This is a genomic window from Caballeronia sp. SEWSISQ10-4 2, from assembly GCF_030464885.1.
GTDB lineage: Bacteria > Pseudomonadota > Gammaproteobacteria > Burkholderiales > Burkholderiaceae > Caballeronia.
The window spans coordinates 84,302-110,082 of the sequence record NZ_JALPRJ010000025.1; the positions used below are offsets into that span (position 1 = coordinate 84,302).

A 25,781-nucleotide genomic window follows, 5' to 3' on the forward strand; every position below is an offset into this window, starting at 1 on the left:
GACGCGATTTAACGCGGGTCCAGTCAATGCGGGTCCATCAGGAACCCGACGAAGGTCGAAGTCTTGCTAAGGCTAAGGCTAAGGCGATAAACGGACGATTTGCCATTGCTGGCCGTTGTCCGAAAGCGTGTGTGCAGCACGTTTATAGACGACACGGTCATGCAACCGTGACGGACGGCCCTGCCAGAATTCGATGGTGTCGGGAACGACCCGGTAGCCGCCCCAATGTGGCGGACGCGGCGGGTTGTCACCGTATTTCGCAATCAATTCGCGCTCGCGGGTTTCAAGCACCTCGCGGCTTTCGATCACTTCACTCTGCTCCGACGCCCACGCGCCTATTCGCGATCCAAGCGGGCGCGACGCAAAATACGCATCGCTTTCATGCGGACTTGTCTTGACGACGGAGCCCTCGATACGCACCTGGCGCTCGAGTTCGATCCAGTAAAACAGCAGACTCGCGGCGGGGTTGCTCGCGAGTTCATGACCTTTGCGGCTGCGGTAGTTCGTAAAGAACACGAAACCTCGGTCGTCGACGCCCTTGATCAGCACGATACGTGCCGAAGGGCGGCCGCGCTCGTCGACCGTGGCGAGCGTCATGGTGTTGGGTTCGGGTAACTGTGCGTCGAGCGCCTGCGCAAACCAGGTTTCGAATTGCCGAATCGGATTCGGATCCACGTCGGATGTGTCGAGCGATCCGACGGAATAGTTCTTTCGAAGATCAGCGAGGGTCGTCATTTTTTATGCAAACGCTTCAGTCGCATTAGTATAGCCAACGTCGTCAAATTCCGCGCTTTACCGCCAATGTCCCTTTGACCTTCAATGATTCAGATCAAGATCCCGGGCGACAAAATTTGATGAGATCCGGCCAATTATTTTCATTTTGCTTTCAAAAATTGGACGGTAATCACTTACGTCCAATCTTCGATAAGGCAGAATACGCAATTCGGCGAAATCCTGCTGACATCCGCTTCTATCGTTGCGATAGCGCGTCAGTGCGGATCTACGTCGCTGGCCGCTTATTTGCCGCCTTCTTGCTTTGTTTTAGCGTGTCCCGCCTACCTCATCATGACCGCTTTTTCCGCCCCTGCCGACGCTTCAAATTTTACCCCTGCCACGCCGGAGTTTGAAGCCGCGGACCGTGCCCGGCGCTTCGGCGGCGTGGCCCGTTTGTATGGCCCCGAAGGGCTTGCCGCGTTCGAGCGCGCGCATGTTGCAGTGATCGGCATTGGCGGCGTGGGCTCGTGGGCGGTCGAAGCGCTGGTGCGCAATGCGATCGGACGCCTGACGCTGATCGATCTCGACAACGTGGCCGAAAGCAATACGAACCGCCAGGTCCACGCGCTAGATGGCAACTACGGCAAGGCCAAGGTCAGCGCGATGGCCGAGCGCATCCGCCTGATCGATCCGGCTTGCCGAGTGGAGCAGGTCGAAGATTTTATCGAGCCCGCGAATTTCGAGTCGGTGCTGGGCGGCGGTTTCGATTTCGTGATCGATGCTATCGACAGCGTGCGTACGAAAACCGCGCTAATTGCGTGGTGCGTCGAGCACGGGCAGCGGCTGATTACCGTTGGGGGAGCAGGTGGGCAACTCGATCCGACCCGGATTCGCATCGACGATCTCGCGCTCACGATCCAGGACCCGCTGCTCTCGAAGGTGCGCGGGCAACTGCGCAAACTGCATGGTTTTCCGCGCGGGCCGAAATCGAAGTTCAAAGTGAGCGCGGTCTATTCCGACGAGCCGCTGATTTACCCCGAGGCACCCGTTGCCGCTACGGGTGATACGGGCGATGCGGGCGAGGAAGCCGCGCCCGGTATCACGGGACCGGTCGGACTCAACTGCGCTGGATTCGGATCGAGCGTCTGCGTCACGGCAAGCTTCGGATTCGCTGCTGCTGCTTACGTTTTAAGAGATCTCGCGAAAGGCGCTTAAACACCGCTTGACGTAAAAAATGGCCGCGTTCAAGCGGCCATTTTATAAAGCACCTTTCCACACTATCGATTTAATCGATTTGAAAGGTTTTATTGCCGGGCATTAATTCAGCGTCAGTTTATTGCCGCGCTCAGCTTACGACGCCATTGCGAAACGACTTCCGGCTGATGCGCGGCGAGGCCGAACACCGAGAGCATGGTTTTACGGCCCACGTCGTCCATGAACGAACGGTCGCGTGTCACGATCGCAAACAGATGCTCCAGCGCGCCGTTGTAATCGCGCCCGGCGATCAGCCGGTTGGCCAGCGCAAAACGTGCTTCCAGGTCCTCGGGATTGGCGTTTACGGCGTCGATCAGCGCGTCAGCAGGCGGCAGGCTTGCGGCGGCATCGGCGGCGTCCAGTTCCGTTTTTAGCGCGTTATAGCGGGCGTCGATACCTTGCGTGGTTTTCGGCGACAGCAACTTGTCTTCGGCACGTGCTTCGTGCGTTCGGCCAGCCGCGAGCAGCCACTCGATCAGGTCCAGCCGGGCGTCGTCATAACCGGGATCGAGCGCCAGCGCTGCCTTGATATGGTCGATGGCCAGATCGGTGTCTCCGGCCTCGTACGCCGCATGCGCCGCGCGCTGTTCGGCTTCCGCGCCATCGGGCACCAGCTTCTCGATGAACTCGCGCAACTGCCCTTCCGACAGCACGCCGATAAATTGATCCACGGCACGGCCATCCGCGAACGCGACCACGTGCGGAATGCTGCGCACCTGGAAGTGCTGCGCCAGTTCTGGATTTTCATCCACATTCACCTTCACCAGCTTCCACTTGCCCGAGCCTTCCGCCTCAAGCCGTTCGAGCATCGGGCCGAGCGTCTTGCATGGACCGCACCACGGCGCCCAGAAATCGACGAGCACCGGCGCAAGCGTGGACGCGGCGATGACGTCCTGTTCGAACGTGGCGAGTGTTGTATCCATGGTGTTCCTCATTAGCGTATTACTGTATAAGGCTTTGAGCGATTTTGGCGCTAAAAGTACCCGCCAAAATACCCGAATTTTTCTCCGCTTGAAACGCGGGTGCGGCACACGGCGATTTTACGTCGAGAGCACGCCAATTTCCGGTGATACGGTGATACGGTGATACAGGTTTTGGAATGATCCGAGAGCCTTATCCAGTAAGGGTTTGGCCGTATCACAGTTGTATCACTGAAACTCATATATGGTGATGCAAACGTGATACGCAAATCGACAGTGCCCGCCTATTCTCCGGCGCAGCGTTTTTCGTAGCGCTCAAACGTCCTCGCTCTGGTGCGTTCTGCGCGCGAAGGATCTTCCGCGCCGCCCTGTCTCCGGGCCATATGCAAACGCACCTTGCTGCCCCTGAAAAGTGACTTTGAACAGGCTATCTGCCAATACTGCTCGTGGGGAACGACCTTCTCATGGGGAGCTTGGAATCTGGATCTGCGCGAAGGGCACGGACCGGCCAATTTCGGCCACTCGACGCTGTGGCGTAGATCGCTAACAATAGCTCGTCTCTGGTACGCATATGTCGCACCGTTTTGACAGCAGACTTTGTGGAAATTCATTGCAATGGCGCCACAAAGATGGCGTGCGACTTCCATGCGCTGGTGGATGACCTTGGAAAACTGATAGCGAACTACGAGAATCAACCTGTGAGCGCCGAGGTAAAACTGATATTCATTGAAAGGCTTACCAGCAGCACCAAGAAGGGGGGCGGCCAAGGTGTGGGCAAACGTCTCATGCAATTGGCCGAGGAGGAAGCGCTGGCACGTGGATGTCATGACGTATCGCTCGACACGCATGATTTTCAGGCAAGGTCCTTTTACGAATGGCCTGGCTATGTCCAATTTGGCGAATTGCCTGATTTTCCGGTCGGCCACTCTAAAATATTTTTGAAAAAACGCTCGGCACTTAAGGCGAGGTGGAATGCAGCGCGGATCTTCGGCCCGGAATCTGTATGAACGATCGTCAGCGCCAGGCTTGCGTAAATTCCGCGATCACGCGCGACAGGTGCGCGCGCATGGCATCGCGCGCGCCGGCCGCATCGCGCGCCATGATCGTCGCGAAGATCCGCTGGTGATCCTCCTGCGACGCCTCGCGCAGCGCCGGCGAATGAAAGTGCTCCTCGATCTTGTCCCACAGCGGATCGCTGCGCGCGCAGTCCCACATCGCGGTGACCATGTGCAGCAGCACTGTATTGCCGGTCGATTCGGCGATTCTCTGATGAAACTGGCGGTCGGCCACGTCGTACGCAGCCTTGTCGTCCATCCGGTCGCGCATCGTCGTTAGCGGGACGAACATCCGATCGAGATCCGCATCCTTGCGCTCAGTCGCCGCGAGCGCCGCGACTTCCGCCTCGATCAGCTCACGCGCGCGCAGCGTCTCGATCGGCCCCGGGCCGCGCGGCACCTCGAACGTCACGGGCCGCGCGGCATCGGCCGCCGACACGTAGATGCCCGAACCGACCCGCACTTCGACGATCCCCTGCACCTCAAGCGCAATGATCGCCTCGCGCACCTGCGTGCGACTCACGCCGAACCGGTCGGCCAGGCTGCGCTCCGACGGCAGCCGCGCGCCGTCCTCAAGCGCGCCGGCGGCCACCATTGCGTGGATCTGCCGCGCAAGGCCAATGTAGGAGCGGTCCGCGGCTTCCGCATCGCTGGGGCCGGGCAGGTTGGATAAGTCGGTCATTGAAGGCTCGCAACGGGCTGGTCGGCACCCTCCAAGGCGCCGGATCGAAAAAATGGTACACCAATTCTGGCCAACACGCTGTTCGGCCGCCCGCTTCAGCATTGCAATCAGCTTATTCCAGCTGACCACCATGTGGCGATATCCCGCCCGAATAAGTGGTAAACCACTATTCAACCAAAGTGGTGTACCAATCATGATGCGTACATCGATGACGGGCCGGCGCGCCGCCGCCCGTTCGTCTAGCGCATGAACCACCAGTCAGGAGCCGCTCCCGTGAAGATGTCTTTCCGTTGGTACGGCGAGTCCGATCCGGTCTCGCTGCAGTACATCAGCCAAATCCCAGGTGTCACGCACATCGTGTCCGCGATCTACGACGAACCGGTGGGCGAAGTCTGGCCCGCGCACAAGATCGACGCGCTGAAGGCGACGATCGAACTGGCCGGCCTGCGCTTCGAGGTCGTCGAATCGGTGCCCGTCCACGAGGACATCAAGCTTGGCAAGCCGAGCCGCGACCAGCTGATCGCGAATTACCGGCAGACGATCCGCCATCTCGGCGCCGCCGGCATCCAAGTCGTCTGCTACAACTTCATGCCCGTGTTCGACTGGACACGCACCGAGCTGTCGAAGACGCTCGACGACGGCTCGACCTGCCTCGCGTTTAGCACCGAGGTGGTCGACCAGATCGATCCGAACGACGGCATCGCCCTGCCGGGCTGGGATTCGAGCTACCGGCCCGACGAGCTGCAGGCGCTGCTCGCCGAGTATCGCGAGATCGACGAAGCCGCATTGTGGGCGAACCTCGAATACTTCCTGAAGGCGATCATCCCCGTCGCCGAGGAAGCCGGCGTGAAGATGGCGATCCATCCCGACGATCCGCCGCGTCCGATCTTCGGGCTGCCGCGCATCGTGAAGAACCGCGACGATCTCGCGCGAATCGTGCGCATCGTCGATACACCCGCGAACGGGCTGACGCTGTGCTCGGGCTCGCTCGGCGCGGGCCCGCAGAACGACGTCGAGGCGCTCGTGCGCGAATTCGGCGGGATGGGACGCATCCATTTCGCGCACATCCGCAACGTGAAGGTCGAGGCGAACGGCGACTTCGAGGAGACCGCGCACCTGTCTAGCTGCGGGTCGCTCGACATCGCCGCAATCGTCAAGGCGTATCACGACACGGGCTTCACGGGCTACGTGCGCCCCGACCACGGCCGCATGATCTGGGGCGAGACGGGCAAGCCCGGCTACGGCCTCTATGACCGCGCGCTCGGCGCGGTGTACCTGAACGGCCTGTGGGAAGCGACGGACAAGCTGAGCCGCGCGCCGCAGCAAGCGTCGCAGTAAGCCGCCTACCGAGGCGGCCGGCGCAGCGGATCGCCGGTCGCCCGTCACGACATTCCGCACGGAGACTTCACATGCCACGCATCCGATGGGCCATGATCCTGATGTGCTTTCTGGCCAACGTCATCAACTTCATCGACCGGGCGAACCTCGCGATCGCCGCACCGAGCATACGCGCCGACCTCGGCCTCGACGCGGTCGGCATGGGGCTCGTGCTGAGCGCGTTTTTCTGGACTTATGCGTTTCTGCAATTGCCGGCTGGCTGGTTCATCGACAAGGTCGGCGTGCGCGTGAGCCTCGCGCTCGCGGTCGGCTGGTGGTCAGTGTTCACGATCGCGACGGGCGCCGCGCGCGGCCTCGCGCAGCTCGTCGGCATGCGGTTGATGCTCGGCGTCGGCGAAGCGGCCGCAATCCCGTCGTTCGCGAAGGTCGCGTTCAACTGGTTCCCGCGCAGCGAGCGTGGCCTCGCGAGCAGCATCTTCGACAGCGGCTCGCGCGTCGGCTCTGCGCTGTCGCTGCCGCTCGTCGTCTGGTTGATCTCGATCGTCGGCTGGCGCGGGTCGTTCGCGATCACGGGCGGCATTGGCATCGTGTGGGCGCTCGCGTGGTGGTTCATCTATCGCGACCCCGAGCGCTATCGCGCGATAGCGCCGATAGCCGTCGACGCGCTGCTCGCGCAGCGTAGCGCGCCCGCTGTCGCCGCATCGCCCGACGAACCGAAGGTGTTGTGGCTCGACCTGTTCCGCTACCGGACCATCTGGGGGATGATGATCGGCCTGTTCTGTCTGAACTTCGCGATCTACTTCTTCATCACCTGGTTCCCGAGCTACCTGCTGCAGTCGCGCGGCTTCTCGCTCGCGTCGCTCGGCACGTGGGGCATGCTGCCCGCGCTGCTCGCGGTTCCCGGCGGCTGGCTCGGCGGCTACGTGTCGGACAGCCTGTTCCGACGCGGCTGGAGCGCAACCGCCGCGCGCAAGACGTGCCTCGTGCTCGGGATGCTGCTGTCGTCATCGATCGCGCTATCCGCGTTCGTCGACAGCGTGTGGGGATGCCTCGCGCTTTTCGCACTCGCCTATGCGAGCCTGTCGTTCGCGGGCGCGAACGTGTGGACGCTCGTCGGCGAAGTCGCACCGACGCCCGCGCACGTCGCGTCGATCGGCGGGATCCAGAATTTCGCGGGCAATCTCGCGGGAATCTTCATCACGACCTTTACGGGCGTGATGCTGTCGATCACGAAGGGCTCGTTCGTCGTGCCGCTGGTCGCAGCGGGCGCGCTGTGCGTAGTCGGCGCGCTGTCGTATCTATTCGTCGTCGGAAAGGTCGAGCCGCTGCCCGTGTTGGGTAGCGATGCCGCGCGGCGTGGCGCCCAGGCCGGCGCGGTTTGAGCGTCAGCATCTCCGCCGCACAGGCGGAAATCGAAACAGCGAGTGCTTAAACGAGTATCAAACCAAAACGACCAAAGATAGGAATGGAGATGAAAAAAACTATCCTCGCATCTGCGCTTGGACTTGCCGCGCTGGGCGCGCACGCGCAAAGCAGCGTCACGTTGTACGGCATCGTCGATGCCGGCATTGGCTATCAGAGCAGCTCGACTTCGCTCGGCAGCAACGCCGGCGGCCGCTCGGTAGTCAAGATGGCGCAAGGCATATGGGCCGGCTCGCGCTTCGGCTTCAAGGGCAGCGAAGATCTGGGCGGCGGCACGCGTGCGATCTTCCAGCTCGAAGAAGGCTACAACTCGGCGACGGGTGCCGAATCGACCTCGGGACTGATGTTCAACCGCGCAGCTTTCGTCGGTCTTGCGAACCAGCAGTACGGGAGCCTGACGATGGGCCGCCAGTACGCGCCGTACTACACGCTGCTTGCGCCGTACAGTCCAACCACCTGGCTGACCGGCGCATACGGCGCACACCCGGGTGACCTCGATTCGATGGACACGATCTATCGCATCAACAACTCCATCCTCTATACGTCGCCGAACTTCGCAGGCTTCACCTTCAGTGGCATGTATGCATTGGGCGGCGTGGCGGGCAGCACTGGCGCGGGCCAGTCGTGGAGCGTCGCAGCGAACTACATTCACGGTCCGATCGGTCTCGCAGTGGGCTTCGAGCGCCTGAACAACGCGACGAGCGGCGGCGGGGCGTGGGGCGCGAACTCCACGGCGAACAGCAACGGCGAGCCGGGCGTGTCTGGCATCACGAACGGCTTTCAGACTGCGCAAGCGCAACAGCGCTTCGCGGTGACGGGTGGCTATACGTTCAATTCTCAGTGGGACATTTCGGCATCCTACTCGAATGTGCAGTACGTCGCAGGCGCGGGCTCGAAGTTCTTCTCTACGCAGATCTGGAACACGGGTGGCATCGTGCTGCACTACAAGCCGCTCACAGCGTTAGATCTCGCAGCGGGCTACAGCTACACGCGGGCGACCAGTGCGAACGGCATCACCAGCGCGGCTTCGTATCAGCAGTTCACCGTCTCACAGTACTACAGCCTCTCGAAGCGAACGGGCCTGTACCTCGTCGAGGCATACCAGCGCGCGGGCGGCCAGACCCTCGGCACGAACGGTGCGGGCAACATCATCAATGCGACAGCCGATATTGGCGACGGCCAGAACAGCGCGCCGTCCTCGTCGCGCAGCCAGGTGGCAGGTGCGGTGGGCATCGTTCACCGCTTCTGATCGTCGCGTGGATTTGATTGAGTGCATTTCGAGCAGTTGGCGTTTCAAATCACCGGAGCAAAATCCGGGACAAGCATCTCCAGGAGGATTCAATGAGCCTTGATCAATCGCTTGCGCGAAAGGTCGTGAGTACCGCAGCAGTACTGTTTCTCGGGACAGTGCCCCCATACGCCCTTGCGCAGAACGTGCCGTCCGGTTTACTACCGGCTGGCGCAAACACCACAAATCCGAGCGCACCCTTCTACATCGACCCGACCGGTCTGAACTTCAGCACGAATCCGCCCACCAGGGATCCTTCGAACCCGAACTACCCGAAGGCAACCCAGATCGCGGATGGTCGCCTGCCACCGGTTCCGGTCAACGGGAATTTCATTATCGGCCCGACTCATCCGGCTGCGCCCGAGGTGACGGGCACCCAGACCGGGACGGTATACACCTTCAGGATGTGGTCGTACAACAGCAAGATCTATCCGACCAGTCTGGTGCGCGTAGAGCCCAGTTTCGATTTCATTAATCAATATGGGCGGACCGCGCCGGGTGACTTCTCGACCATGCTCGTTCCCAACTGCTTCACTGCCGGTTCGAACTACTGCAGCGAGGCGGGCATCTGGACCCGCGTGGTTCAGGTCTACGTGCCCCGGGATGCTCGCGGACAAAGAGCCCTGCCATTCATCGTGTCGGGAGACGGCACACCGCCACCGATCCCAGGCGGTCCTCCAACGCAACTCATCGAACCTATACTGTTCCCAACCCTCGACAGTCTGATTCGCGAACGGCGAGTCCCGCCGATGGTGGCCATCACCGTTGAGAATGGTGGCCAGGACGCACAGGGAAGCGAGCGCGGGTTCGAGTACGATTCCATGAACGGGCAGTACGCGGAATTCATCGAGACAGAGGTATTGCCGCAGGTCGAGAAAGTGGCCGGCATCCGCCTGACTCACGATCCTGCGGGCCGCATCGCCATGGGTATTAGTGCGAGCGGCGAAGCCGCCTTCACCATGGCCTGGTTTCACCCCGAACTCTTCGGCAAGGTCCTGTCCTATTCTCCGACCTTCACCAACCAGCAGTGGCCACACAACCCCAACCTTCCGGGCGGGGCCTGGCAATATCACAGCCAGTACGCGGGCCCGCCTCCGACGCAGCTACTGCAAACGGAAAGCTTCAATGTTCCCACGCCGGTCGCAGCGAACCAGTCCGCAGGCTTGCCCCTCGTTCCCAACAGTCCCAGGAAGCCTATCCGGGTGTGGTACGAGGTGGGTGATTACGACGGCTGGTATCCCAACCCGATGGCGGACGGGATGCACGATTATGTGCTCGCTTGCGAGAACATGGCCAAGGCGCTCGCTGCGAAAGGGTACGAGTACCAGTTCATCTTCGCCCACAATGCCGGGCATGTAGACCTTGCCACCATCAAACAGACGCTGCCGAATGCCATAGCGTATCTGATGGGAGGATATCAGCCGAATGGAGATTAGGATCTCGACACGGCGGTTTTAACCGGTGAGCCTGGATTTCCAGGACCGGCAACTGCTCAGGAAAGTTTGATACTTCGACGCTGCGCGGCAAGCTGGACTGGCGGCTGCCCAGGGCCGCGCGGTTGAGGTGCAAGACCATCTAGTAGGCGGAAAGCAGAGATACCAGAGACGTCGACAAGAGGTATGGTCGGGAAGCTGCGCCGCGCGCGGTGCTGGGCTCAAGAGTGTGCGCGACGATCTGCGCCATACCTCGAACACGACCACTTTGGTATACCTCGTGGTGGCGACATCAACCGCGCCAGACAGATCACCGAGGCAGGCTTGAAGATTGTTGACGATCTGCGGACACTGAACGAGGCCGAACGGCCGTTTCCAGCAGGTCCGAGCGTCTGCAAGGGGTCGAACTGAGCCGGTCAAAGTTGCTTTGACCGGCTTTTCAAGGCGGCGATAGTTCAGGGGTGGAATGACAAGATAGCGATGCTCGGACCCCGTCAGCGCTGGGCGATGACGATGTGTGCCTGGATCTTTCCGTCGACGGGGCCCGCGCCGAACCGCTCGGCGATGGCAGCAGCGCACGCCGATGTAGCCTCAGCCAGACCTGCGCCGGAACGGATCTCGATCTCCGTGCGCAAAGGCGTTCCTTGGCAATAAGCAATGGCCGGCACCCGCGCCGATGCCGCGCGACTACGCGCTGCAATCGTCTCGAAGCGCGGCACCTCACTGAACCCCGCCTTCGCGAGGTCTTGCGAGATCGCTGCCAGGTCGAAATAGCCGTGCGGCGTGCGTGCCAGGAAAAGTGGAGGATCTGCGGGAAAGAGGCTGGCAAGTGCCGCCGTGACCGTATCGGCAAACTCATTTTCCTCGATGCGATCCCAGGCATTGAACAACAGCGTGCCACCGGGCCGGAGCACGCGCCGTGCTTCGGACATCGCGCGCGCTTTGTCCGGGAAGAACATTACGCCGAATTGGCAGGCGATGATGTCGAAACTCGCGTCGTCGAACGGTAGCTGCGTCGCGTCTGCCTGTTGCCACTTCACCGGCCTTCGGGTGCCGACTGCCGCGGCACGATCCAGCATCGGCTGATTCAGGTCCGTCGCAACCAGTTCAACGTGCGTGGGCAATGCATTCGCCAGCGCGCGAGTCACCACACCCGTGCCGGCGGCGGTCTCGAGTACGCGCGACGAATTGAGAACTGCCACCCGGTTCGCGAGATCGGCGGCGTAGGGTTCGAAGATCAGCGGAACGAGGTAACGCTCATAGAGCTCGGGGATCGAACCGGCGAAGAGCTTGTCAGTACCAAACCTATCCATGCGCCTGCTCCTTCTATCGCACTTGCGGCAATCTTGGGCGCCAGGTGTCCAGGAACGCTCGTGGTCAAATAAATAGTTCAAGGGAATGAACAATTCAGAAGAATCCGACGAACATGATCGGGCCGGCCCGCGCGAAAACCGGGACACGGGGCAACGCTTGAACAATGAGCTAGCCTTCCACCTATTTATGCCTATATTCAACGTAGAGCCTGTCAAGGTACTGACTGAGCCTGGAATAGCACGACTGTCGTTCTCATCGAGGTCAAATGCAAGCGGGGGCGTTTCGCCATCCAACATATCGATGGGGCTTGATGCACTGCAGCTAGAGTGACACGGAGATAGATGATGGCAACCCCAATCTGGAGCATTAGCGGTCAATACTATGAGACGTGCAGTTGTGACTTCGTCTGCCCATGCCTCCCTGGACAGATGGCAGTCAGACCGAGCAAGGGCTCATGCACGTTTGCCATGGCATTCCAGATCGATCGCGGCCAGCACGAAGCGGTTTCTCTCGATGGCCTCGGGTTCATCGTTCTCGGATTGACACCGGAAGCGATGGGAAAGGGAAACTGGTCCGTGGGCCTCATTGTCGACGAGCGGGCCAGCATGGAGCAGCGCGACGCGATCACGGCAATTACCAGCGGCGCGGCAGGCGGACCCATGGCGGCTCTCTCGCCCCTCGTCGGATCGTTCGTCGGGGTCGAGTCCGCGGAGATTCGCTTCGACCGTGATGGGACGAAGTGGTCTGTCACATCGCCGAAACTCGTCGACATGGCCGCTGAGGGTGCGATGGGCATTAATCCGAACGCGACTGAGCCGCTTCATTTGGAGAACACAGGTCATCCGGCCGCCGATCGCTTAGCGCTTGCTCATGCCTCGCGCAGTCACGTCCACGCGCTTGGCTTTGGGTGGGATGACATCAGTGGGCAGAACAACGGCCAATATGCGCCTTTTTCCTGGCAGGGTGCGTAAGCTGGCTACCTCTTCTCGCGCACCCAATCCTGAGCTGGTCGCGAGCCTGTCCAGGCGCGACCGCATTCTCATTTTGGGGTACGTTGCTGCCGTCACGGTGCTGTCGTGGGGGTATCTCTTCTATCTCGATCATCAGATGTTGTCGGCAACACAGCACGACAAAATGATGATGGAGATGGGTATGTCGATGGCGATGCCGTGGACGACCGCCGACATTTTCTTCACGTTCGCGATGTGGGTCGTCATGATGGTGGGCATGATGGCTGGATCGGCACTGCCCGTAATGCTTCTTTTCGCAGGGGCACACGCTCGACGGGGCGGAGGCAGGGCGCCGTTCATCGTGCTGATCTTCGGCTTGGGTTATCTGACCGTGTGGGTTGGCTTCAGTGCATGCGCGACACTTGCGCAGTGGGCACTGCACCATGCCGCAGTACTGTCACCGGAGATGGCGGCTTCAAGTCCACCGATAGGCGGTGCGATTCTTTGCGCGGCCGGCGTGTATCAATTGACGCCATTCAAGCGAGCATGTCTCATGCACTGCCAAAGTCCCCTCGGGTTTCTAATGACTCGCTGGCGCGATGGGACGTCCGGTGCGCTGCAGATGGGAATGCGTCATGGTGCGTACTGCCTCGGGTGTTGCTGGGCGCTGATGTGCGTGCTCTTCGTCGTAGGGGTGATGAATCTTGTCTGGGTGGCGATGCTAGCGCTGTTCGTTTTCTTTGAAAAGATCGGAGCAGCAGGCGCCGTTGTGGCGCGTGTGGCCGGCGCGGCGATGATTGTCCTCGGGGTTCTGCTCTTCGCCGGCATCCTTTGAAGTTCTCCTTCTTTTGAGTTGCCGCTGAGGACTGTGATGGTGATCGCGCGGCGCCAGTCACGATGGGCAGGACGCGGCCATGTTCAGCCGGTCGCCCGCTCACTCGGCCAGACATTCAAAAGTCGCGTTCACGCTGAAAGCTGCCGCTCGCTTTGCTCCGTGACCCGTAAGAGGCTTGCCGTCGAACCTCCGACTATGGGTTGTGTGCGCTTCCGTCGACAACAGTTGGTCTAGGCGGCTTGGCGAGTGTTCGCGTCGCTGCTGCAGCGAGCGTCTTCGATGACCTGCATGAGTGCCTCGCAGGAGAACGGCTTCTACAGATAGCCATCGAAGAGCCGGGCAATGTCTCCCTGACTGACAGCGTCTCTCGTCATTGAAACGAGGAAAGCCGCGGAGCGAATCGGCGTTTCCCTCAGCGACCGTGGGACAGCACTGCCTTTTATGTCGAGCAGGTTTTCGTATTTCAATAGCGCCGGTACGAAGGAGCCTGAGCGCAGTTTCGCCATCGTAGGCCACAGCAGCATGGTGGCCATAGCAGTCCAGCAGGAAAGCGAGCCTGTCCGCGACAGACTCATTGTCATCGGGCTTCGATCGGATTCCAAGCCTCGCGGACATCGTACAAACACGGGATACGTAGCCGGACCGCATGTGTCGCGATCTAACCAACAGCGCCAGACGGAGAGTTGGATCCGACCCACCGGCCGCAGCGCACACGTCTGTCTACCAATTCGCACTAGTCACCATTAAAAAACCAATATTTTCAACTAGTTGTGTGATCGCTTACCGCGGCGCCACCGTTTGGCATGCACTTTGCGTTGATCCTCATCGAGGAGTGGCGACACCCTCAAAACAAGCTCTGACATTCCTGACTGACTAATTTACCCTTGGAGAATCGAAATGAACACGCTGATAATCAAAGACCTTCCCGTAGCCGTTGAGATGGATCGTACTGCAATGACCGCCGTCAGCGGCGGCAGGTTGCCGCAGCAGATCGTGAACATCATCCAGGCCGTTGGCGACTATGCATCTGACGCTCCTACCCAGCACAGTTTTACTGGCAGTGGGGCTTCTGTGACGTACTAACGGAAACACAGTGATTTCGTGGCTCAAGGCCCCGCCAACGAGGGGCCTCTTTGAATTCGCTTCCGGTGACTTTAATCGCGCTGCCCCGATACCGACCGTTCCGCCTCAACCTGACGGGTTGTTGTGAGCGTGAGCGTTCTTTCTGAGGGCATTACGACCGTTTTCTTGTTCACGATCGATGAGGTACTAGGCTTCCAGTTCCTCACCAAGCGTGCTCAACTTTTCTCCTCGCAAAACAACGGACTTCCACGCGGACCGCGGACGCGAAACACCATGACGACGGAGGTGCCAGCACCTTGTTGGCTTAAGCCGCCGTCGGTGTGGCGACCGGCCAGCGGCGGCTAAGTCGACTATTTGTTCCCGAGTCGACTGCATGCGTCGCCGCACGTGTCGACATGTCAGTACGCTCGCATCGTTCACCTTTGGGTCGCTTCGATTGGTCTAGATGACGCGGCGTACGGCTCTCACACGATGCGCCGCACGAAGGCATCGTTGATATATCGGCGCACCAAGAATCTGCGCGCAGTTCAGTTACTCTTAGGCCATACGAAACTTGAAAGTACAGTGCGTTACATCGGGATTGAGGTAGACAACGCGCTCGAGATGGCCGAGTAAACCGAAGTCTGATAGGCCATGGCCGGCGAGCGGGCGTTTGCCAGCCAGGAGCGGCCGGTCGACCGGCGAAGAAGTCGGACATTCGAAGGTCCGCCGTACGTAGCTAAGCGACGTTCAATCCATGATTTTATTCGTCGGGACAGTTGCCGCTATCGTTGCACCGGCGCCCGCTTGGCGGACGACAGTTGCTAGTCGCGCGAGGACGTTAGCTCGACGGTATCAAGGTGGCCAATAAGGGCATCAATGAAGGCGCGGACCTTTGCCGACATGCTGCGATGTGTCGGATACAGCGCGTGAAGCTCGATGGGTTCCTGTCTCAATGACGAAAGTACCCGCACTAACGTACCTGCCGTCAAGGAGGGACCAGCGAGGTAGCTTGGCAGAAAACCTATCCCGGCGCCGCCTTCAAGAACGATCTTTTGCGCAGCCGCGTCAGGGATGATTGCCCTACCACGTGGCTGTATGGTCAATTCCGTTTGGCCGTCCTGAAAGACCCAGCTAGTGGGAGCCTCCCGTACGACGAGCGTATGTCCATGAAGATCGGCTGCCGCCATCGGGACGCCTGATCGCGATAGGTAGGATGGACTCGCGCAAAGCCACAGTTCGACCGGTGGCAGTCTGCGAGCGATGAGCGACGAGTCAGGGAGTGTGCCGACGCGCACCGCTACGTCGATACCTTCGCGCGCAATGTCGACGTAATTTGAGTCCGTGGTTAGCTCGACGGTCAATTCCGGATAGTGGTGGAGAAACTCAGGCAGCATGGGCGCAATGAGTCCCTGTGCGAACGATTGCGTCGTGTTGATACGTAGAAGCCCGCGGTGGCTCCCCCGCGTAGCCATCGATGATCGCCTGCGCTTCCTGCAGGTCGTGAACCGCCCGCGACGCGTAGGGCAGTAGCAGTTTTCCCGCGTCCGTTAGCCTGAAGTGTCGTGTGGACCGGTCGAAGAGCGCTGATCCAATCTCCGTCTCCAATCGTAAGAGCGCCCGGCTGACGGACGATTTGGGGGACTTCAGCGTCCGTGCCGTGCCTGAAAGGCTTCCGCTATCCGCTAACCGAAGAAACATGATGAGGTCAGCTTGGTCCATTTTGTGTCGTTTTCCGGAACAGCGAGTCGCGATTTAGCTATCTTATATTCAAGTTCGGAACGGCCTGGACTCTTTTCATCGACGCAGACCTCGCGTCATGACGAACTGAGGGAGTTATGGAAAACACACAGACGAGCTACCTGGTAGCCGGTGCCGCCGGTGATTTAGGGTACCGAATCATCGATGCGTTACTTTGCACGCGACCCGGCAGGGAGATCCGCGCGGGTATTCGCAGCGGTTCAGAAGGCAACATGGCAATCGTGCAAAGGGGTGGATATCGAAAGGCGTAACCGTCGTCAATATGGACCTTGATGACCCACTCAGCCTTAAGCACGCTTGTGACGGCGTTGGTACCGTTATTTCAGCAGTGCAAGGTGGCCCTGACACCATCATTGATGGCCAGTCCCCCTTGCTTGAAGCAGCGCTCGCGACGGGCGTTGGGCGATTTGTTCCGTCGGACTTTTCTGAGAACCTTTTCTCGATTCCTGAAGGCATTAACCCGTACCTCGACATGCGGCGGACCTTCGATCGCAAGGTCGCCCCAAGTGGCATCGGCTATACGCACATCCTGAATGGTGGATTCATGGAGGCCGTGTTCTCCAGCCCCGGCCTGATCGACGCCGACGCGGGCACGATCACTTACTGGGGCGACGACGAAGTGGCCCTCGATTTCACCTCCATGAACGACGTTGCGGCTTGGACAGTGGCCGCCATTGACGATCCTGCGACCATCAATAACGTGGTTTCCGTAGCGGGTGACCGCCGCACCATTGCCCAGATCGCGGGTGACTATGCAACAGCAACGGGCAATGTGCTTCATCCGGTACGCCGAGGGTCGATCGCGGACGGATATGCCGAACTACGACGAATGGAGAAAGCCGGCGCCCATCCGATGGCAATGCTGCCGCTCCAGTACCTGCTGCCGATGATGTCGGGCGAAGGGACTTTGTGCGACATCGCAAATGACCGATATCCGACAGTGCGGCCGACGTCGCTTAAGGACTTCATGAAACGTCAATACACAACGGCGGGCAGCAATCGATGAGTGATCTGATTCAGCCGTTTTAGCTCAATGTGTCCGAGCGCGAACTGTCCGATTTGCGTGAGCGACTGCAGCGGATACGCTGGCCGGATCGTGAAGCCAACTGATTGATTATTGTTGATAGATCCATCGCTAGCTTCAGCCTTAACGTTCAGAGGCCCGCGCCAGTGCAAGCGTGTCGATGTACTCCCGGATGTTCGTCACTTTGCCATTTCGAACGGTAATGTCGAAGACCCAATTGTCCTCGAACGTCCTGTTCGTAGCTTTGACTCTGCCCGTGGCGAAGCCGACGACCAGAACCCGGTCGCCCTGCGCTACGAATTCGGGGGGCTCCGGGTATGACGTTTCCACCATTTCGGAAGCCTTCTGAAGCAAATCCGCTAATCCCGCGTGTCTGCGGTGCGTGCCGGCCAGCGCCCACTCGCCCGGAATGATCCACTCAATGTCTTCGGCAGAAATCGCTAGCAGACCTTGCTTATCGCCGCGTCCCATTGCTGCAAAAAAATCCTTCACAACTTGGACATTCTCTTGCGTGCTCATCGAAATCTCTCCATTTCTATTACACCAGGTTGTGTCCGACCTAGTCGGATACGATCGAAATAAACGCGCGACTGGAGCAAGGGAGCGAACGATCGTGGAACGGCAAGCGCAGCGCCTCCCCGAGCCTGAAGGCGTCAAGCAGACCCATAAGCGAGAGCACGCCAGATGATCGGAGCGCGGCTTACTGCCGGTGTCGCCCTCGCTTCAATCAAACTGTGGCTGCCCTTTATCCACGAGGGTCCACGAGGCAGGATCGCATCGAAATTGGCGATCACCGTTCATCAGTCGAACTTGACCAAGTCCTTGAAGATCAGTTGACCCCAGCTATTTCCGCGCGCCTGCACAAGCAGTCCACCTTCGGAAAGCCCGCCAAGTTTGATCGGCGAGAAACCGAGATTTTCCGCAAGCGCACCAATCTTCGCTGCGGCGCCGTCGTCGTCGCTCGCTAGAAACACGACTCTCCTGCCACCCTGTACGGCCGGATCCTGGTCGAGGACGGCAGCGCCCAAATGGTTGAAGCCCCTGACCAGTCTTGCACCAGTGAAGGCCTGCGCGACGACCTTGGAAGAAGGCTGTCCTCCCAGTTCATCGGGGGACACGCCGTAGGCATTGGTCACGTCGATGATGGTCTTGCCCTTCCAAGTGGGCAGCGCCTTCGCGACATCCCGGTGCGACTCGTAACGGACAGCCAAAAAGACGATGTCAGCCTTGACGGCATCCACCAGTTTTTTGGGAATGATCTCGGGTCCGATTGCGGCCGCAGCGGATGCAAAGCTTTCCGGGTCGCGCGTGGTTGCAACGGATACTTCGATGCCCTTGCGGGCAAACGCCTTGGCCAGGGCCTGGCCAATATTGCCGAAGCCAATGATTGCGTAGCTCATATATTTCCTTCGGTTTGCTGAGCCCTACGGCGCTCCGAATATTCGATTGGAGCGCCGTAGGGCGTAGGGTCAGAGTTGCGCCAGGCCGCCGTCGACGGCGACTTCGCTGGCGGTCATGAAGCTGCTGTCCGACGACGCGAGAAAGGCGGCCACGGCCCCGATCTCCGCCGGATCAGCCATGCGCTGGAGCGGAGTCATCGAGGCGAAAACCTTCTGGCCCTCTTCGCCTAGCGCTTCCTTGGCGAGTTCGGTCGCTGTCGCGCCAGGCGACAGCACGTTGACCCGGATGCCAGTGCCCTTCAGGTCCTCCGCCCAGGTCCGCGCGAGATTGCGCACTGCCGCCTTGCTCGCGCTGTAAGCGCTCATTCCCGGGGCGCCCGTGGTGCCGGCGCTCGATCCGGTCAGGATGATCGAACCGCCCTCGCTCATCAGCGGCAGCGCCTTCTGGACCGTGAAAATCGTACCCTTCACATTGGTGTCGAAGGTTTCGTCAATGTGCTCGCCGGTGATCTTGCCGAGCGCAAGCTGGCTTCCCGCGCCGGCATTCGCGAAGACGATGTCGAGGGTTCCGCGCTCGGCCTTCACCGCTGCGTAGAGTCGGTCGAGGTCGGCCAGTTCGGAGACCGAGCCCTTTACCGCGCGGGCATTGGGCCCGAGGTCGGCCACAGCGGCGTCGAGCGATTCCTGCCGGCGGCCGAAGATGAAGACGAAGGCGCCTTCCTCGATGAAGCGCTTTGCTGCGGCGCGCCCGATGCCGGTAGCGCCACCGGTGATCACAGCGGTCTTTCCATTCAGTCTGGTCATGTCGTGCATCCTTCCTTGGAGTAGTACGGAAGCAAGGAACTGCTTGCTTGAGACAAGTATGCAGTTCTGGTAACCTAAGGACAAGTATGCACCTTTTGGTAACCATGAAAAATGACTGACTGTTCTCAAAATTGCGGTGGCCGTTACTCCTACGGGCTCGCCGCCACGCTCAGCATCATCTCGGGCAAGTGGAAGCCGCTGATCCTGTACTTCCTGCTCGACGGCCCGAAGCGCTACGGCGAGCTCAAGCGCAACGTCCATGGCGTCAGCGCCAAGGTGCTGATCCAGCAATTGAAGGAACTGGAGGCCGATCGCGTGCTGGCGCGGACCGACTACAAGGAGGTGCCACCGCGCGTGGACTACGCGCTGACCGCGCTCGGCCGCAGTCTTGCTGACAAGATCGTCCCGCTGTGCACCTGGGGAACCGAGAACATGGCAGAAATGGTGAGCATGCTCGCCGAGCGCGACAGTTTGCTTTAGCAGGGTGCTGAAGCACCGCTGGAATGGGATGATGAGAACGACGTGAGAGACGTGTTGTTCCCAGCGGTGTTGTGGACCTGCCGGTGAGGACGGGGTGTCGGTGCTTCAACCGACATCGACGTTCAAGGCGATGTCGAAGGTACCGGCGCCGTTTTTGGCTAGGCCGATGAGCATCAGGCCGAGCGACTCGAGCGTCGAGGCCATGTGCAGGGCGCCGACATCGAACGGACGCAGCCCTAGACTCTCGAGGAAGGTTGAGACGCGCGCCTTGGCCTTCGGATCGTCAGCGGCGATGAACGCGTCGAGGCGTCCACGTCGAGCAAGTACAGGGCCGAAGAGGGTGTTGAACGCCTTCACGACATGCGCGCTGGCGGGGGCGGCCCTGGCGATCTCCTGCGCGCCAGAACTGCCGTTGGGTGTGACGAGGCCCGTGGCATCGGGGGAGATCGGATTGGTGATGTCGATGATCACCTTGCCGTCGAGCGCATCCCCGTACTCGGTCACCACCGCCGCCGCATTGGTGTAAGGCACGGCGAGGATGACGATGTCGCCCGCCGGCGCGACGCCGTAGGTCCCTGAGGTCGCTCCGGCTGCGAGCTGGTTGGCCAGCGCCCGTGCCTTGGCGGGGTCGCGGCTGATCACCTCGACGGTGTATCCAGCGTTGGCGGTACGGCCGCCGATCGCCGCAGCCATGCCTCCTGTTCCGATGATGCTGATAGTGCTCATGTGTAGTTTCCTTGCGAGTTGGGGTATCGCTCGTAGTCTTTAACCGAGGCATCCCCCCGGTTAATATTCCTTGTGTGCCAAGCCGAGTGCGTCATCCCTGATGCCATCCCCGGGTCGACAGCGTCTTTGCCTGAACGGATCACGGCGTCGCGACATTGCTGCGCGCCGGGCTCGTTGCGACCTGGCTTCCTGCCTCAGCGCAACTCAGAGGGCGGGGAAGTAGTGGCCGTTGTCGAGGTCCTTGAGCAGGCCGGGCTGAGCAGGCTCCCAGCCGAGGATCTGGCGGGTGACGAAGTTGGACGCCGGGAGGTCCAGCGTGACCAAATTCGCGAGGAATCCAAAGTATCCCGGCAGCATCAGTACGTCCACGGGGATGCTCACGGCCGGTAGGCCCAGTCGGATGCCAATGGCCTCGGCGATCTCGCGGAACCGGATGCCTTCGCCCTCAACCCCGTGCCAACTTTTGCCAGCCGGGCCCTTCTCCAGCGCCAGGCGGAACAAGGAGGCGAGGTCGCGGCTGTGCACGGCCGGCCACAGGTTCGCGCCGTCTCCGGGGTAGCCGATGGCGCCCTTCTCCTTTGCGAGCCCGATCAGCAGCGGGAGGAAGCCAGCATCGGTCGTGCTGTGCGCGATGGGAGGAATCCGCACGACCGAAGATCGCACGCCCCGCTGCGCGAGGCCGACGACGGTGAGCTCCACGACGTTACGAACCCGCAGGGTCCCCTTGTACGCATCGCCGCCGGGAAGGGCCGGGTCCTCCTCGGTGGCTGGCCGGCCCAGGTTTTCCCACCCGGGCGAGCCAAGGCTCGCCGATACGACCAGCGGCTTTCCGGTTCCGGCTAGTGCCTCGCCATACGCGAGCATGATCTGGATCTCCGCGGCGGCCACGGCGTCAAGCCCGCCGGAGGGAAGCAGGTCTTGCCTGTGCGCGACGTGGATGACGCCGTCGGACTCCGCCGCCGCCGCCTTGAGCCCATCGAGGTCGGAGATATCCCCGCGACGCACCTTGGCGCCGAGCGCGGACACCGCCGCCGCGGACTTGTCCGACCTGGCTAAGCCGGTTACCTCGTGGCCGGCGGCGATGAGCTCGGAGATGATGTACGAACCGATATGGCCGGTCCCGCCAGTGACGAAAACGTGCATGTTATTGCTCCTTGTAGGCCATGTGATGCGAGAAGTGGTGGTACCGGTGCACTCAGCCGAGAAGGCTGACGCCGATTGAGAAGTTGGTGTGCTTGAAGGAGTGGGTGAGGAGGCCCAGCGACAGCAGGCAGGCATGCTCCAGCGTCCTCGCCATGGGCAGCGGCCCGGTACCCATCGGGCGCAGTCCGAGGCTCTCGACGAACGCCGAGACGCGTACCTTCGCCGGCGCGTCGTCCCCGGCGATGAACACGTCGAGTGGGTGGCCCTCGGCGGGACTGGCAGCCAGGACGTGGGAGAACTGGGTGTTGAACGCCTTGACGACTTTCGCATCGGCAGGGGCGGCCTTGGCGATCTCCTGCGCGCCGAAACTGTCGCCGGGGGTCACAAAGCTCGCGTGATCGGAGGCGACAGGGTTGGTGATGTCGACAAGAACCTTGCCTGCCAGCTCTTCGCCGTACTGCTTTACCACGTCAAGAGCGGCGGAATAGGGAACCGCCAGGATGACAATGTCCCCGGCCGGGGCGGCGCCGAACGTTCCTGTCGTCGCGCCGGCTCCGACCTGCTCGGCCAGCGCCCGCGCCTTGGCGGCGTCGCGACTCATCACCTCGACGGTGTGTCCGGCCTTGGCGGCAAGGCCGCCGATCGCTGCGGCCATGCCACCTGCGCCGATGATGCTGATAGTGCTCATGCAGTCTCCTGGTGAGTTGGGTGGTGCTCGTAATCACTAGCAACCATCCTATTCACATTACTTGCAAAAAACAAGTAAACATGAGATTTTACTTGCGAAATGCAAGCGATGTTAATATCTAGCCATGAAGACGACATCTAAAGAAGACGTTCGGTCCCATTGCGCAGTGAACTACGGCGTGGAGATCTTCGGCGACCGGTGGTCGCTCTTGATCATTCGCGACATCGTTTTTGTCGGCAAGAAGACATATGGCGAGTTCCTGAAATCGGAAGAGGGAATCGCGACCAATGTCCTTGCTTCCCGTCTTGCCTTTCTTGAGGAGCAAGGCATTCTCTCGAGGGCGCCGAGCCCCGAGGACGGGCGCAAGGACTTCTACACGCTGACCGAAAAGGGCCTGGACCTCATTCCCATCGTGCTTAACATAGTCCTTTGGAGCGCGAAGCACGATTCGAAGTCGTATGTGCGGCGCCGTAAGGAATTGATTGCTCGATTAAGTCAAAGCCCTTTACAGGTGAGCGAAGAGGTGAAGGCGCTGGTCCGCGGTGGCGGATGTATGTTTCCTGCGAGCAAGGAATGAGCAAGACGGCAAGCGCGCCCTGTCACGTCGCACGAACGATATGCACTCACCACCGGCTACGAGGTGCAGCGAATAGCGGGGCCGATGTCCGAAACGGTCCTGGAAGCCGCCATTAATGTTTCACCAATCCCAGCGGCTGCTCAGGGTCGCTCACGGAATTTCGGCGCGGGACCGGATTGGCCATGAACCTCCGCTCGCCCGCACTGCCGCATGGATATTTGGACGTCGGTCAGCGGACAAACTGCGAATGATAGTTACACTGGATACCCCATCTTCATGTGCCATGAGACTTCTATGAGCAAGCATACCCTTGTATCGACTGCTGCCACGTTGCTGTGCGTGGGTGCCCTGACGGGCTTGACCGCCACCCCGGCTCAAGCAGGCGGCGCGCCGGTGAAATGCCATCTGACCTTCAGCATGTCCGGATGGTCGGCGATTTATCAGCATGCCGAAGGACGCGGCAGAGTAACTTGCGATAATGGGCAAAGGGCCGCTGTCACGATCAGCGTGCACGGCGGCGGCCTGACGGCTGGCAAGTTCCACGTCAGCGGCCACGGCGATATCAGCAATGTCTACAGCATCAGGGATGTGTACGGAAGTTATGCGCAGGCCGGTGCTTCGGCCGGCGCGGGGAGTAGCGGTACTGCTCAGGTGCTGACCAAGGGAACGACCTCGATGGCGTTGAGCGGCAGCGGTGAAGGCGTGGACCTTGGTGTAGCGGTCGACGTTTTCAAGATCGAACCGGTGCGCTGAGACATCAGAGATGCTCCGATGTATTCCCTACGCCGGGCGTCATAGCAGTGGCGCCCGAGGAAGCCACTTGAAGCAGCACACGACGCCATCGGACTAGGTTCGGCCAGTTTCGGTCGTTCGACACCAGTGCGCGGATCGTCGATCAACTGACGCTGCCGCTCCCGCCTCAGCAGGCCAAGCCGATAACGAAGACGATAAGTCAATGGAGAAATCTCGAGGCCAAGCAGAGCGGGCAAAAAGCGCCTGAAATTCTCCGGCATTAATTACCTCGAGCTTCTAGACTGGAATCACGTCAAAGATAAATCGAATTAAGCGTAAAGGCAGTCTATTGGGGTCGTATCCAAACTTACTCGCGAGGAGCCGACAATGTTTGCTGCGCCGACCTTGAAGGTACAACCGAACGCCTCCGTGAGTCCTATCAGCAAGGTTTTGTCACAACGCTCGGTGCTTACTGCGCGACAATTTCGCGAGTACGGTCACAACGAGGCAGACAAAGACCAGCGGACGTACATCAATTCGTCGCGGCCAGGGGTTCTGTCAACATTTAACGAGAATCCGGTCAGGAATGTAGCCAGACCGCACCGTATCGAACCGGCTGGCACGACATGGGATTTCAGCAAAATTCCCGTTCATCAATCGGATCGACCCAACAGATCTCTAGCGCGATTTCCGCAGGCGGTATATCCGCAGGCAGCAATGCAGACGAATCTCTTGGTGGGACGGGGTGACGATCCGCTTGAGCATGAGGCGGAATGCGTCGCCGAGCAAATAATGCGGATACGTAGCCCGGTGGTTTCAACTGAAAACGGTCCATTACAGATCCGGCGAAAATGTACTGCTTGCCAAGATGAAGAGGAGGAGATGTTGCAGACCAAGTGTCAGGGGGCGCAGGAAGCCACCGCATCGGGAATACGCAGCGTAGTCAGCGACGTGGTCAATTCGCCCGGGGACATGCTAGAGGCGAATGCGCGCAGCTTCATGGAGAGCCGTTTCAATCGCGATTTCAGTAAGGTTCGGGTGCACTCCGACGTTAGAGCTGCAGAAGCGGCTCGTGCGATCAACGCTCTGGCGTACACGGTTGGCAACCATGTTGTGTTCGGAACTGGACAATATGAACCCGGCACACTGGCTGGAAAGCGGCTGCTAGCTCATGAGTTGACGCATACGATCCAGCAGCAGGGCGGGACTGCCTCTGTAGCACAAGGGCCGCGCGCGAGCGGGATGCCCACCGAAACGCAACTGGTACAGCGTCAGGGCCCCGGTCCAGCTGCTTCGACAAAACCATCGACCGCAGCCCACTCTAAGGCGCCGACGCTCGGCGGTTGTCGGCCGGTCCAAGACGATCTCCGACCGACCGCGCCGTGGACTGATCTCCAGAAAGGATATAAAGCTCGGTGCTCTGCGGCTGCATCCGATGTCGCCAGCCAAGCAGAACACGCAACGCGAGACCTATGGCACGGTCGTATGCCAAGTGCGCCGCACCTGCCCGACGCGCGCTCCACAGTCGATTGCGCATGTGCAACCTTGCCCCCAAAGGCAGCCGCAATGGCGGCGATGCCGATTGTCCTCGCAGCTGGACCGCTTGCGGCCGGCCTGTTTTGGCATTTTCTCGATGCTAGCGGCACGCCCAGGACGATCGATGTTGCTGCTATGATCGCCGGCTCGGCAGGCGTTAGGGCCAAGATTCGCGGCTCGATTGCCCGTGGCGGCAAATCTGGTACGACTCGCCTTGAGCAGAGCGATTATGGTGACCGCGAGCTTCAGTTTGCTTATGGTGCGATCGACTGCGTCCACTGGGAAGTGATGCCGCCGGCAGTGCGCTCTTGGCGCTCTGATCCGACGACGAACCTTCGTATATCCATGCTTGATTACTACGAGTTTCATCCTGGCCGGCCGGGTGTGAGCCAGTGTGCCCATGCCGCGTGTGTGGAGTCAGTGGCGCGCGGCGAAGCTAAAAACTTTTGGACGAGTGGCTCTGCAACGGTGACCTGGGGAGAACTTCAGCACGCTTAAGATATGGATGGTGGTGGTACTTAGAACATCGAGCACTGACCGTCGTCGAGAATATAAATGACCGCTTTGGAGAGAGTCATATGACTGCAACGGGTCGACTTCTGCCGATAGCTGACAGGCGAAAGCCGGCCAACTACGGACGGTG

27 protein-coding genes and 1 pseudogene are annotated in these 25,781 nt (G+C 60.3%); 15 read left to right on the forward strand and 13 right to left on the reverse strand.

All coding sequences use genetic code 11. The features are described from left to right. Positions 1-78: 78 nt before the first annotated feature. Positions 79-735, reverse strand: a complete 657-nt coding sequence (pdxH, locus tag M0D69_RS18575; RefSeq protein ID WP_301783413.1) for a pyridoxamine 5'-phosphate oxidase — start codon at positions 733-735, stop codon at positions 79-81. 330 nt (positions 736-1,065) lie between these two features. On the opposite strand from pdxH, the gene M0D69_RS18580 reads away from it, so the two are divergent. Then, positions 1,066-1,929, forward strand: coding sequence for a tRNA threonylcarbamoyladenosine dehydratase (locus M0D69_RS18580; protein ID WP_301783414.1), 864 nt, complete (start codon positions 1,066-1,068; stop codon positions 1,927-1,929). 113 nt (positions 1,930-2,042) lie between these two features. Here the strand turns inward: M0D69_RS18580 and trxA are convergent, their stop codons facing one another. After that, positions 2,043-2,891, reverse strand: a complete 849-nt coding sequence (trxA, locus tag M0D69_RS18585) for a thioredoxin (protein WP_301783415.1) — start codon at positions 2,889-2,891, stop codon at positions 2,043-2,045. Between the two features lie 596 nt (positions 2,892-3,487). Between trxA and M0D69_RS18590 the strand changes: the two genes are divergently transcribed. Next, on the forward strand, positions 3,488-3,895 hold the full coding sequence (locus tag M0D69_RS18590; RefSeq protein WP_301783416.1) for an N-acetyltransferase: 408 nt from the start codon (positions 3,488-3,490) through the stop codon (positions 3,893-3,895). A 7-nt stretch (positions 3,896-3,902) separates the two neighbouring features. On the opposite strand, the gene M0D69_RS18595 is transcribed toward M0D69_RS18590, so the two are convergent. After that, the gene (locus M0D69_RS18595; protein ID WP_301783417.1) at positions 3,903-4,625 is read right to left on the reverse strand and encodes a FadR/GntR family transcriptional regulator; all 723 of its coding nucleotides are present in this window, start codon (positions 4,623-4,625) and stop codon (positions 3,903-3,905) included. A gap of 273 nt (positions 4,626-4,898) precedes the next feature. Here M0D69_RS18595 and uxuA point away from each other — a divergent pair, with 273 nt between their 5' ends. The 4 genes from uxuA (at position 4,899) to M0D69_RS18615 (ending at position 10,109) form a co-directional block, all read left to right on the forward strand. Continuing rightward, positions 4,899-5,963, forward strand: coding sequence for a mannonate dehydratase (gene uxuA / locus M0D69_RS18600; RefSeq protein ID WP_301783418.1), 1,065 nt, complete (start codon positions 4,899-4,901; stop codon positions 5,961-5,963). Positions 5,964-6,034: 71 nt separating this feature from the next. Next, entirely contained in the window at positions 6,035-7,345 is a 1,311-nt protein-coding gene (locus tag M0D69_RS18605) for an MFS transporter (RefSeq protein ID WP_301783419.1), read from the forward strand. 89 nt (positions 7,346-7,434) lie between these two features. After that, positions 7,435-8,634, forward strand: a complete 1,200-nt coding sequence (locus M0D69_RS18610) for a porin (RefSeq protein WP_301783420.1) — start codon at positions 7,435-7,437, stop codon at positions 8,632-8,634. Between the two features lie 92 nt (positions 8,635-8,726). Then, entirely contained in the window at positions 8,727-10,109 is a 1,383-nt protein-coding gene (locus tag M0D69_RS18615) for an esterase family protein (protein ID WP_301783421.1), read from the forward strand. A gap of 491 nt (positions 10,110-10,600) precedes the next feature. Here M0D69_RS18615 and M0D69_RS18620 read toward each other — a convergent pair whose 3' ends face one another. Next, positions 10,601-11,419, reverse strand: coding sequence for a class I SAM-dependent methyltransferase (locus tag M0D69_RS18620; protein ID WP_301783422.1), 819 nt, complete (start codon positions 11,417-11,419; stop codon positions 10,601-10,603). Positions 11,420-11,764: 345 nt separating this feature from the next. Here M0D69_RS18620 and M0D69_RS18625 point away from each other — a divergent pair, with 345 nt between their 5' ends. Both M0D69_RS18625 and M0D69_RS18630 read left to right on the forward strand, forming a co-directional pair. After that, the gene (locus M0D69_RS18625; RefSeq protein WP_301783447.1) at positions 11,765-12,391 is read left to right on the forward strand and encodes a DUF1326 domain-containing protein; all 627 of its coding nucleotides are present in this window, start codon (positions 11,765-11,767) and stop codon (positions 12,389-12,391) included. Then, positions 12,363-13,205, forward strand: a complete 843-nt coding sequence (locus M0D69_RS18630) for a DUF2182 domain-containing protein (protein ID WP_301783423.1) — start codon at positions 12,363-12,365, stop codon at positions 13,203-13,205. The genes M0D69_RS18625 and M0D69_RS18630 overlap by 29 nt, the downstream gene beginning before the upstream one ends. Before the next feature lie 314 nt (positions 13,206-13,519). On the opposite strand, the gene M0D69_RS18635 is transcribed toward M0D69_RS18630, so the two are convergent. Then, positions 13,520-13,738 carry a hypothetical protein gene (locus M0D69_RS18635; RefSeq protein WP_301783424.1) on the reverse strand — a complete coding sequence of 73 codons (219 nt, stop codon included), beginning with the start codon at positions 13,736-13,738 and terminating at the stop codon, positions 13,520-13,522. A gap of 364 nt (positions 13,739-14,102) precedes the next feature. On the opposite strand from M0D69_RS18635, the gene M0D69_RS18640 reads away from it, so the two are divergent. Then, the gene (locus tag M0D69_RS18640) at positions 14,103-14,288 is read left to right on the forward strand and encodes a hypothetical protein (protein ID WP_301783425.1); all 186 of its coding nucleotides are present in this window, start codon (positions 14,103-14,105) and stop codon (positions 14,286-14,288) included. A gap of 348 nt (positions 14,289-14,636) precedes the next feature. Continuing rightward, positions 14,637-14,903, forward strand: a pseudogene (locus tag M0D69_RS18645) (tyrosine-type recombinase/integrase); the annotation flags it as partial. A 188-nt stretch (positions 14,904-15,091) separates the two neighbouring features. Here M0D69_RS18645 and M0D69_RS18650 read toward each other — a convergent pair. After that, positions 15,092-15,742, reverse strand: a complete 651-nt coding sequence (locus M0D69_RS18650; protein WP_301783426.1) for a substrate binding domain-containing protein — start codon at positions 15,740-15,742, stop codon at positions 15,092-15,094. Continuing rightward, positions 15,654-15,989, reverse strand: a complete 336-nt coding sequence (locus tag M0D69_RS18655; protein ID WP_367619728.1) for a LysR family transcriptional regulator — start codon at positions 15,987-15,989, stop codon at positions 15,654-15,656. The genes M0D69_RS18650 and M0D69_RS18655 overlap by 89 nt, the downstream gene beginning before the upstream one ends. A 301-nt stretch (positions 15,990-16,290) precedes the next feature. On the opposite strand from M0D69_RS18655, the gene M0D69_RS18660 reads away from it, so the two are divergent. Next, the gene (locus M0D69_RS18660; protein ID WP_301783427.1) at positions 16,291-17,034 is read left to right on the forward strand and encodes an NmrA family NAD(P)-binding protein; all 744 of its coding nucleotides are present in this window, start codon (positions 16,291-16,293) and stop codon (positions 17,032-17,034) included. Between the two features lie 141 nt (positions 17,035-17,175). Here M0D69_RS18660 and M0D69_RS18665 read toward each other — a convergent pair whose 3' ends face one another. The 3 genes from M0D69_RS18665 to M0D69_RS18675 form a co-directional block, all read right to left on the reverse strand. Beyond that, positions 17,176-17,571, reverse strand: a complete 396-nt coding sequence (locus M0D69_RS18665) for a nuclear transport factor 2 family protein (protein ID WP_301783428.1) — start codon at positions 17,569-17,571, stop codon at positions 17,176-17,178. A 281-nt stretch (positions 17,572-17,852) separates the two neighbouring features. Next, complete coding sequence (locus M0D69_RS18670) at positions 17,853-18,452, reverse strand: NADPH-dependent F420 reductase (protein WP_301783429.1); 600 nt, start codon at positions 18,450-18,452, stop codon at positions 17,853-17,855. A gap of 69 nt (positions 18,453-18,521) precedes the next feature. Then, on the reverse strand, positions 18,522-19,256 hold the full coding sequence (locus M0D69_RS18675) for an SDR family NAD(P)-dependent oxidoreductase (RefSeq protein WP_301783430.1): 735 nt from the start codon (positions 19,254-19,256) through the stop codon (positions 18,522-18,524). Positions 19,257-19,367: 111 nt separating this feature from the next. Here M0D69_RS18675 and M0D69_RS18680 point away from each other — a divergent pair, with 111 nt between their 5' ends. Then, a complete protein-coding gene (locus tag M0D69_RS18680) occupies positions 19,368-19,736 on the forward strand; it encodes a helix-turn-helix domain-containing protein (RefSeq protein WP_301783431.1) in 369 nt (122 codons plus the stop codon). Between the two features lie 105 nt (positions 19,737-19,841). On the opposite strand, the gene M0D69_RS18685 is transcribed toward M0D69_RS18680, so the two are convergent. The 3 genes from M0D69_RS18685 to M0D69_RS18695 form a co-directional block, all read right to left on the reverse strand. Then, positions 19,842-20,462 carry an NADPH-dependent F420 reductase gene (locus M0D69_RS18685; protein WP_301783432.1) on the reverse strand — a complete coding sequence of 207 codons (621 nt, stop codon included), beginning with the start codon at positions 20,460-20,462 and terminating at the stop codon, positions 19,842-19,844. Between the two features lie 204 nt (positions 20,463-20,666). Continuing rightward, a complete protein-coding gene (locus tag M0D69_RS18690) occupies positions 20,667-21,605 on the reverse strand; it encodes an SDR family oxidoreductase (protein ID WP_301783433.1) in 939 nt (312 codons plus the stop codon). A gap of 52 nt (positions 21,606-21,657) precedes the next feature. After that, the gene (locus M0D69_RS18695; RefSeq protein ID WP_301783434.1) at positions 21,658-22,293 is read right to left on the reverse strand and encodes an NADPH-dependent F420 reductase; all 636 of its coding nucleotides are present in this window, start codon (positions 22,291-22,293) and stop codon (positions 21,658-21,660) included. A 124-nt stretch (positions 22,294-22,417) separates the two neighbouring features. Between M0D69_RS18695 and M0D69_RS18700 the strand changes: the two genes are divergently transcribed. The 3 genes from M0D69_RS18700 (at position 22,418) to M0D69_RS18710 (ending at position 25,636) form a co-directional block, all read left to right on the forward strand. Next, positions 22,418-22,870, forward strand: coding sequence for a helix-turn-helix domain-containing protein (locus M0D69_RS18700; RefSeq protein WP_301783435.1), 453 nt, complete (start codon positions 22,418-22,420; stop codon positions 22,868-22,870). A 294-nt stretch (positions 22,871-23,164) separates the two neighbouring features. Next, positions 23,165-23,623 carry a hypothetical protein gene (locus M0D69_RS18705; protein WP_301783436.1) on the forward strand — a complete coding sequence of 153 codons (459 nt, stop codon included), beginning with the start codon at positions 23,165-23,167 and terminating at the stop codon, positions 23,621-23,623. A gap of 366 nt (positions 23,624-23,989) precedes the next feature. Further along, positions 23,990-25,636: a DUF4157 domain-containing protein gene (locus tag M0D69_RS18710; protein ID WP_301783437.1), complete on the forward strand. Its 1,647-nt coding sequence runs from the start codon at positions 23,990-23,992 to the stop codon at positions 25,634-25,636. Positions 25,637-25,781: the final 145 nt, after the last annotated feature.

Bases quoted from the DNA above. Each gene is read 5' to 3' on its own strand.
- M0D69_RS18655 (WP_367619728.1), bottom strand. From the start codon at position 15,989: ATGGACCAAGCTGACCTCATCATGTTTCTTCGGTTAGCGGATAGCGGA.
- M0D69_RS18675 (WP_301783430.1), bottom strand. From the start codon at position 19,256: ATGACCAGACTGAATGGAAAGACCGCTGTGATCACCGGTGGCGCTACC.
- M0D69_RS18685 (WP_301783432.1), bottom strand. From the start codon at position 20,462: ATGAGCACTATCAGCATCATCGGAACAGGAGGCATGGCTGCGGCGATC.
- M0D69_RS18660 (WP_301783427.1), top strand. From the start codon at position 16,291: ATGGACCTTGATGACCCACTCAGCCTTAAGCACGCTTGTGACGGCGTT.
- M0D69_RS18680 (WP_301783431.1), top strand. From the start codon at position 19,368: ATGACTGACTGTTCTCAAAATTGCGGTGGCCGTTACTCCTACGGGCTC.
- M0D69_RS18630 (WP_301783423.1), top strand. From the start codon at position 12,363: ATGCGCCTTTTTCCTGGCAGGGTGCGTAAGCTGGCTACCTCTTCTCGC.
- M0D69_RS18620 (WP_301783422.1), bottom strand. From the start codon at position 11,419: ATGGATAGGTTTGGTACTGACAAGCTCTTCGCCGGTTCGATCCCCGAG.
- M0D69_RS18610 (WP_301783420.1), top strand. From the start codon at position 7,435: ATGAAAAAAACTATCCTCGCATCTGCGCTTGGACTTGCCGCGCTGGGC.
- M0D69_RS18695 (WP_301783434.1), bottom strand. From the start codon at position 22,293: ATGAGCACTATCAGCATCATCGGCGCAGGTGGCATGGCCGCAGCGATC.
- M0D69_RS18640 (WP_301783425.1), top strand. From the start codon at position 14,103: ATGAACACGCTGATAATCAAAGACCTTCCCGTAGCCGTTGAGATGGAT.
- M0D69_RS18650 (WP_301783426.1), bottom strand. From the start codon at position 15,742: ATGGCTACGCGGGGGAGCCACCGCGGGCTTCTACGTATCAACACGACG.
- M0D69_RS18665 (WP_301783428.1), bottom strand. From the start codon at position 17,571: ATGAGCACGCAAGAGAATGTCCAAGTTGTGAAGGATTTTTTTGCAGCA.
- M0D69_RS18580 (WP_301783414.1), top strand. From the start codon at position 1,066: ATGACCGCTTTTTCCGCCCCTGCCGACGCTTCAAATTTTACCCCTGCC.
- M0D69_RS18615 (WP_301783421.1), top strand. From the start codon at position 8,727: ATGAGCCTTGATCAATCGCTTGCGCGAAAGGTCGTGAGTACCGCAGCA.
- M0D69_RS18700 (WP_301783435.1), top strand. From the start codon at position 22,418: ATGAAGACGACATCTAAAGAAGACGTTCGGTCCCATTGCGCAGTGAAC.
- M0D69_RS18705 (WP_301783436.1), top strand. From the start codon at position 23,165: ATGAGCAAGCATACCCTTGTATCGACTGCTGCCACGTTGCTGTGCGTG.
- M0D69_RS18625 (WP_301783447.1), top strand. From the start codon at position 11,765: ATGGCAACCCCAATCTGGAGCATTAGCGGTCAATACTATGAGACGTGC.
- M0D69_RS18605 (WP_301783419.1), top strand. From the start codon at position 6,035: ATGCCACGCATCCGATGGGCCATGATCCTGATGTGCTTTCTGGCCAAC.
- M0D69_RS18635 (WP_301783424.1), bottom strand. From the start codon at position 13,738: ATGGCCACCATGCTGCTGTGGCCTACGATGGCGAAACTGCGCTCAGGC.
- M0D69_RS18710 (WP_301783437.1), top strand. From the start codon at position 23,990: ATGTTTGCTGCGCCGACCTTGAAGGTACAACCGAACGCCTCCGTGAGT.
- pdxH (WP_301783413.1), bottom strand. From the start codon at position 735: ATGACGACCCTCGCTGATCTTCGAAAGAACTATTCCGTCGGATCGCTC.
- M0D69_RS18595 (WP_301783417.1), bottom strand. From the start codon at position 4,625: ATGACCGACTTATCCAACCTGCCCGGCCCCAGCGATGCGGAAGCCGCG.
- M0D69_RS18690 (WP_301783433.1), bottom strand. From the start codon at position 21,605: ATGCACGTTTTCGTCACTGGCGGGACCGGCCATATCGGTTCGTACATC.
- M0D69_RS18670 (WP_301783429.1), bottom strand. From the start codon at position 18,452: ATGAGCTACGCAATCATTGGCTTCGGCAATATTGGCCAGGCCCTGGCC.
- trxA (WP_301783415.1), bottom strand. From the start codon at position 2,891: ATGGATACAACACTCGCCACGTTCGAACAGGACGTCATCGCCGCGTCC.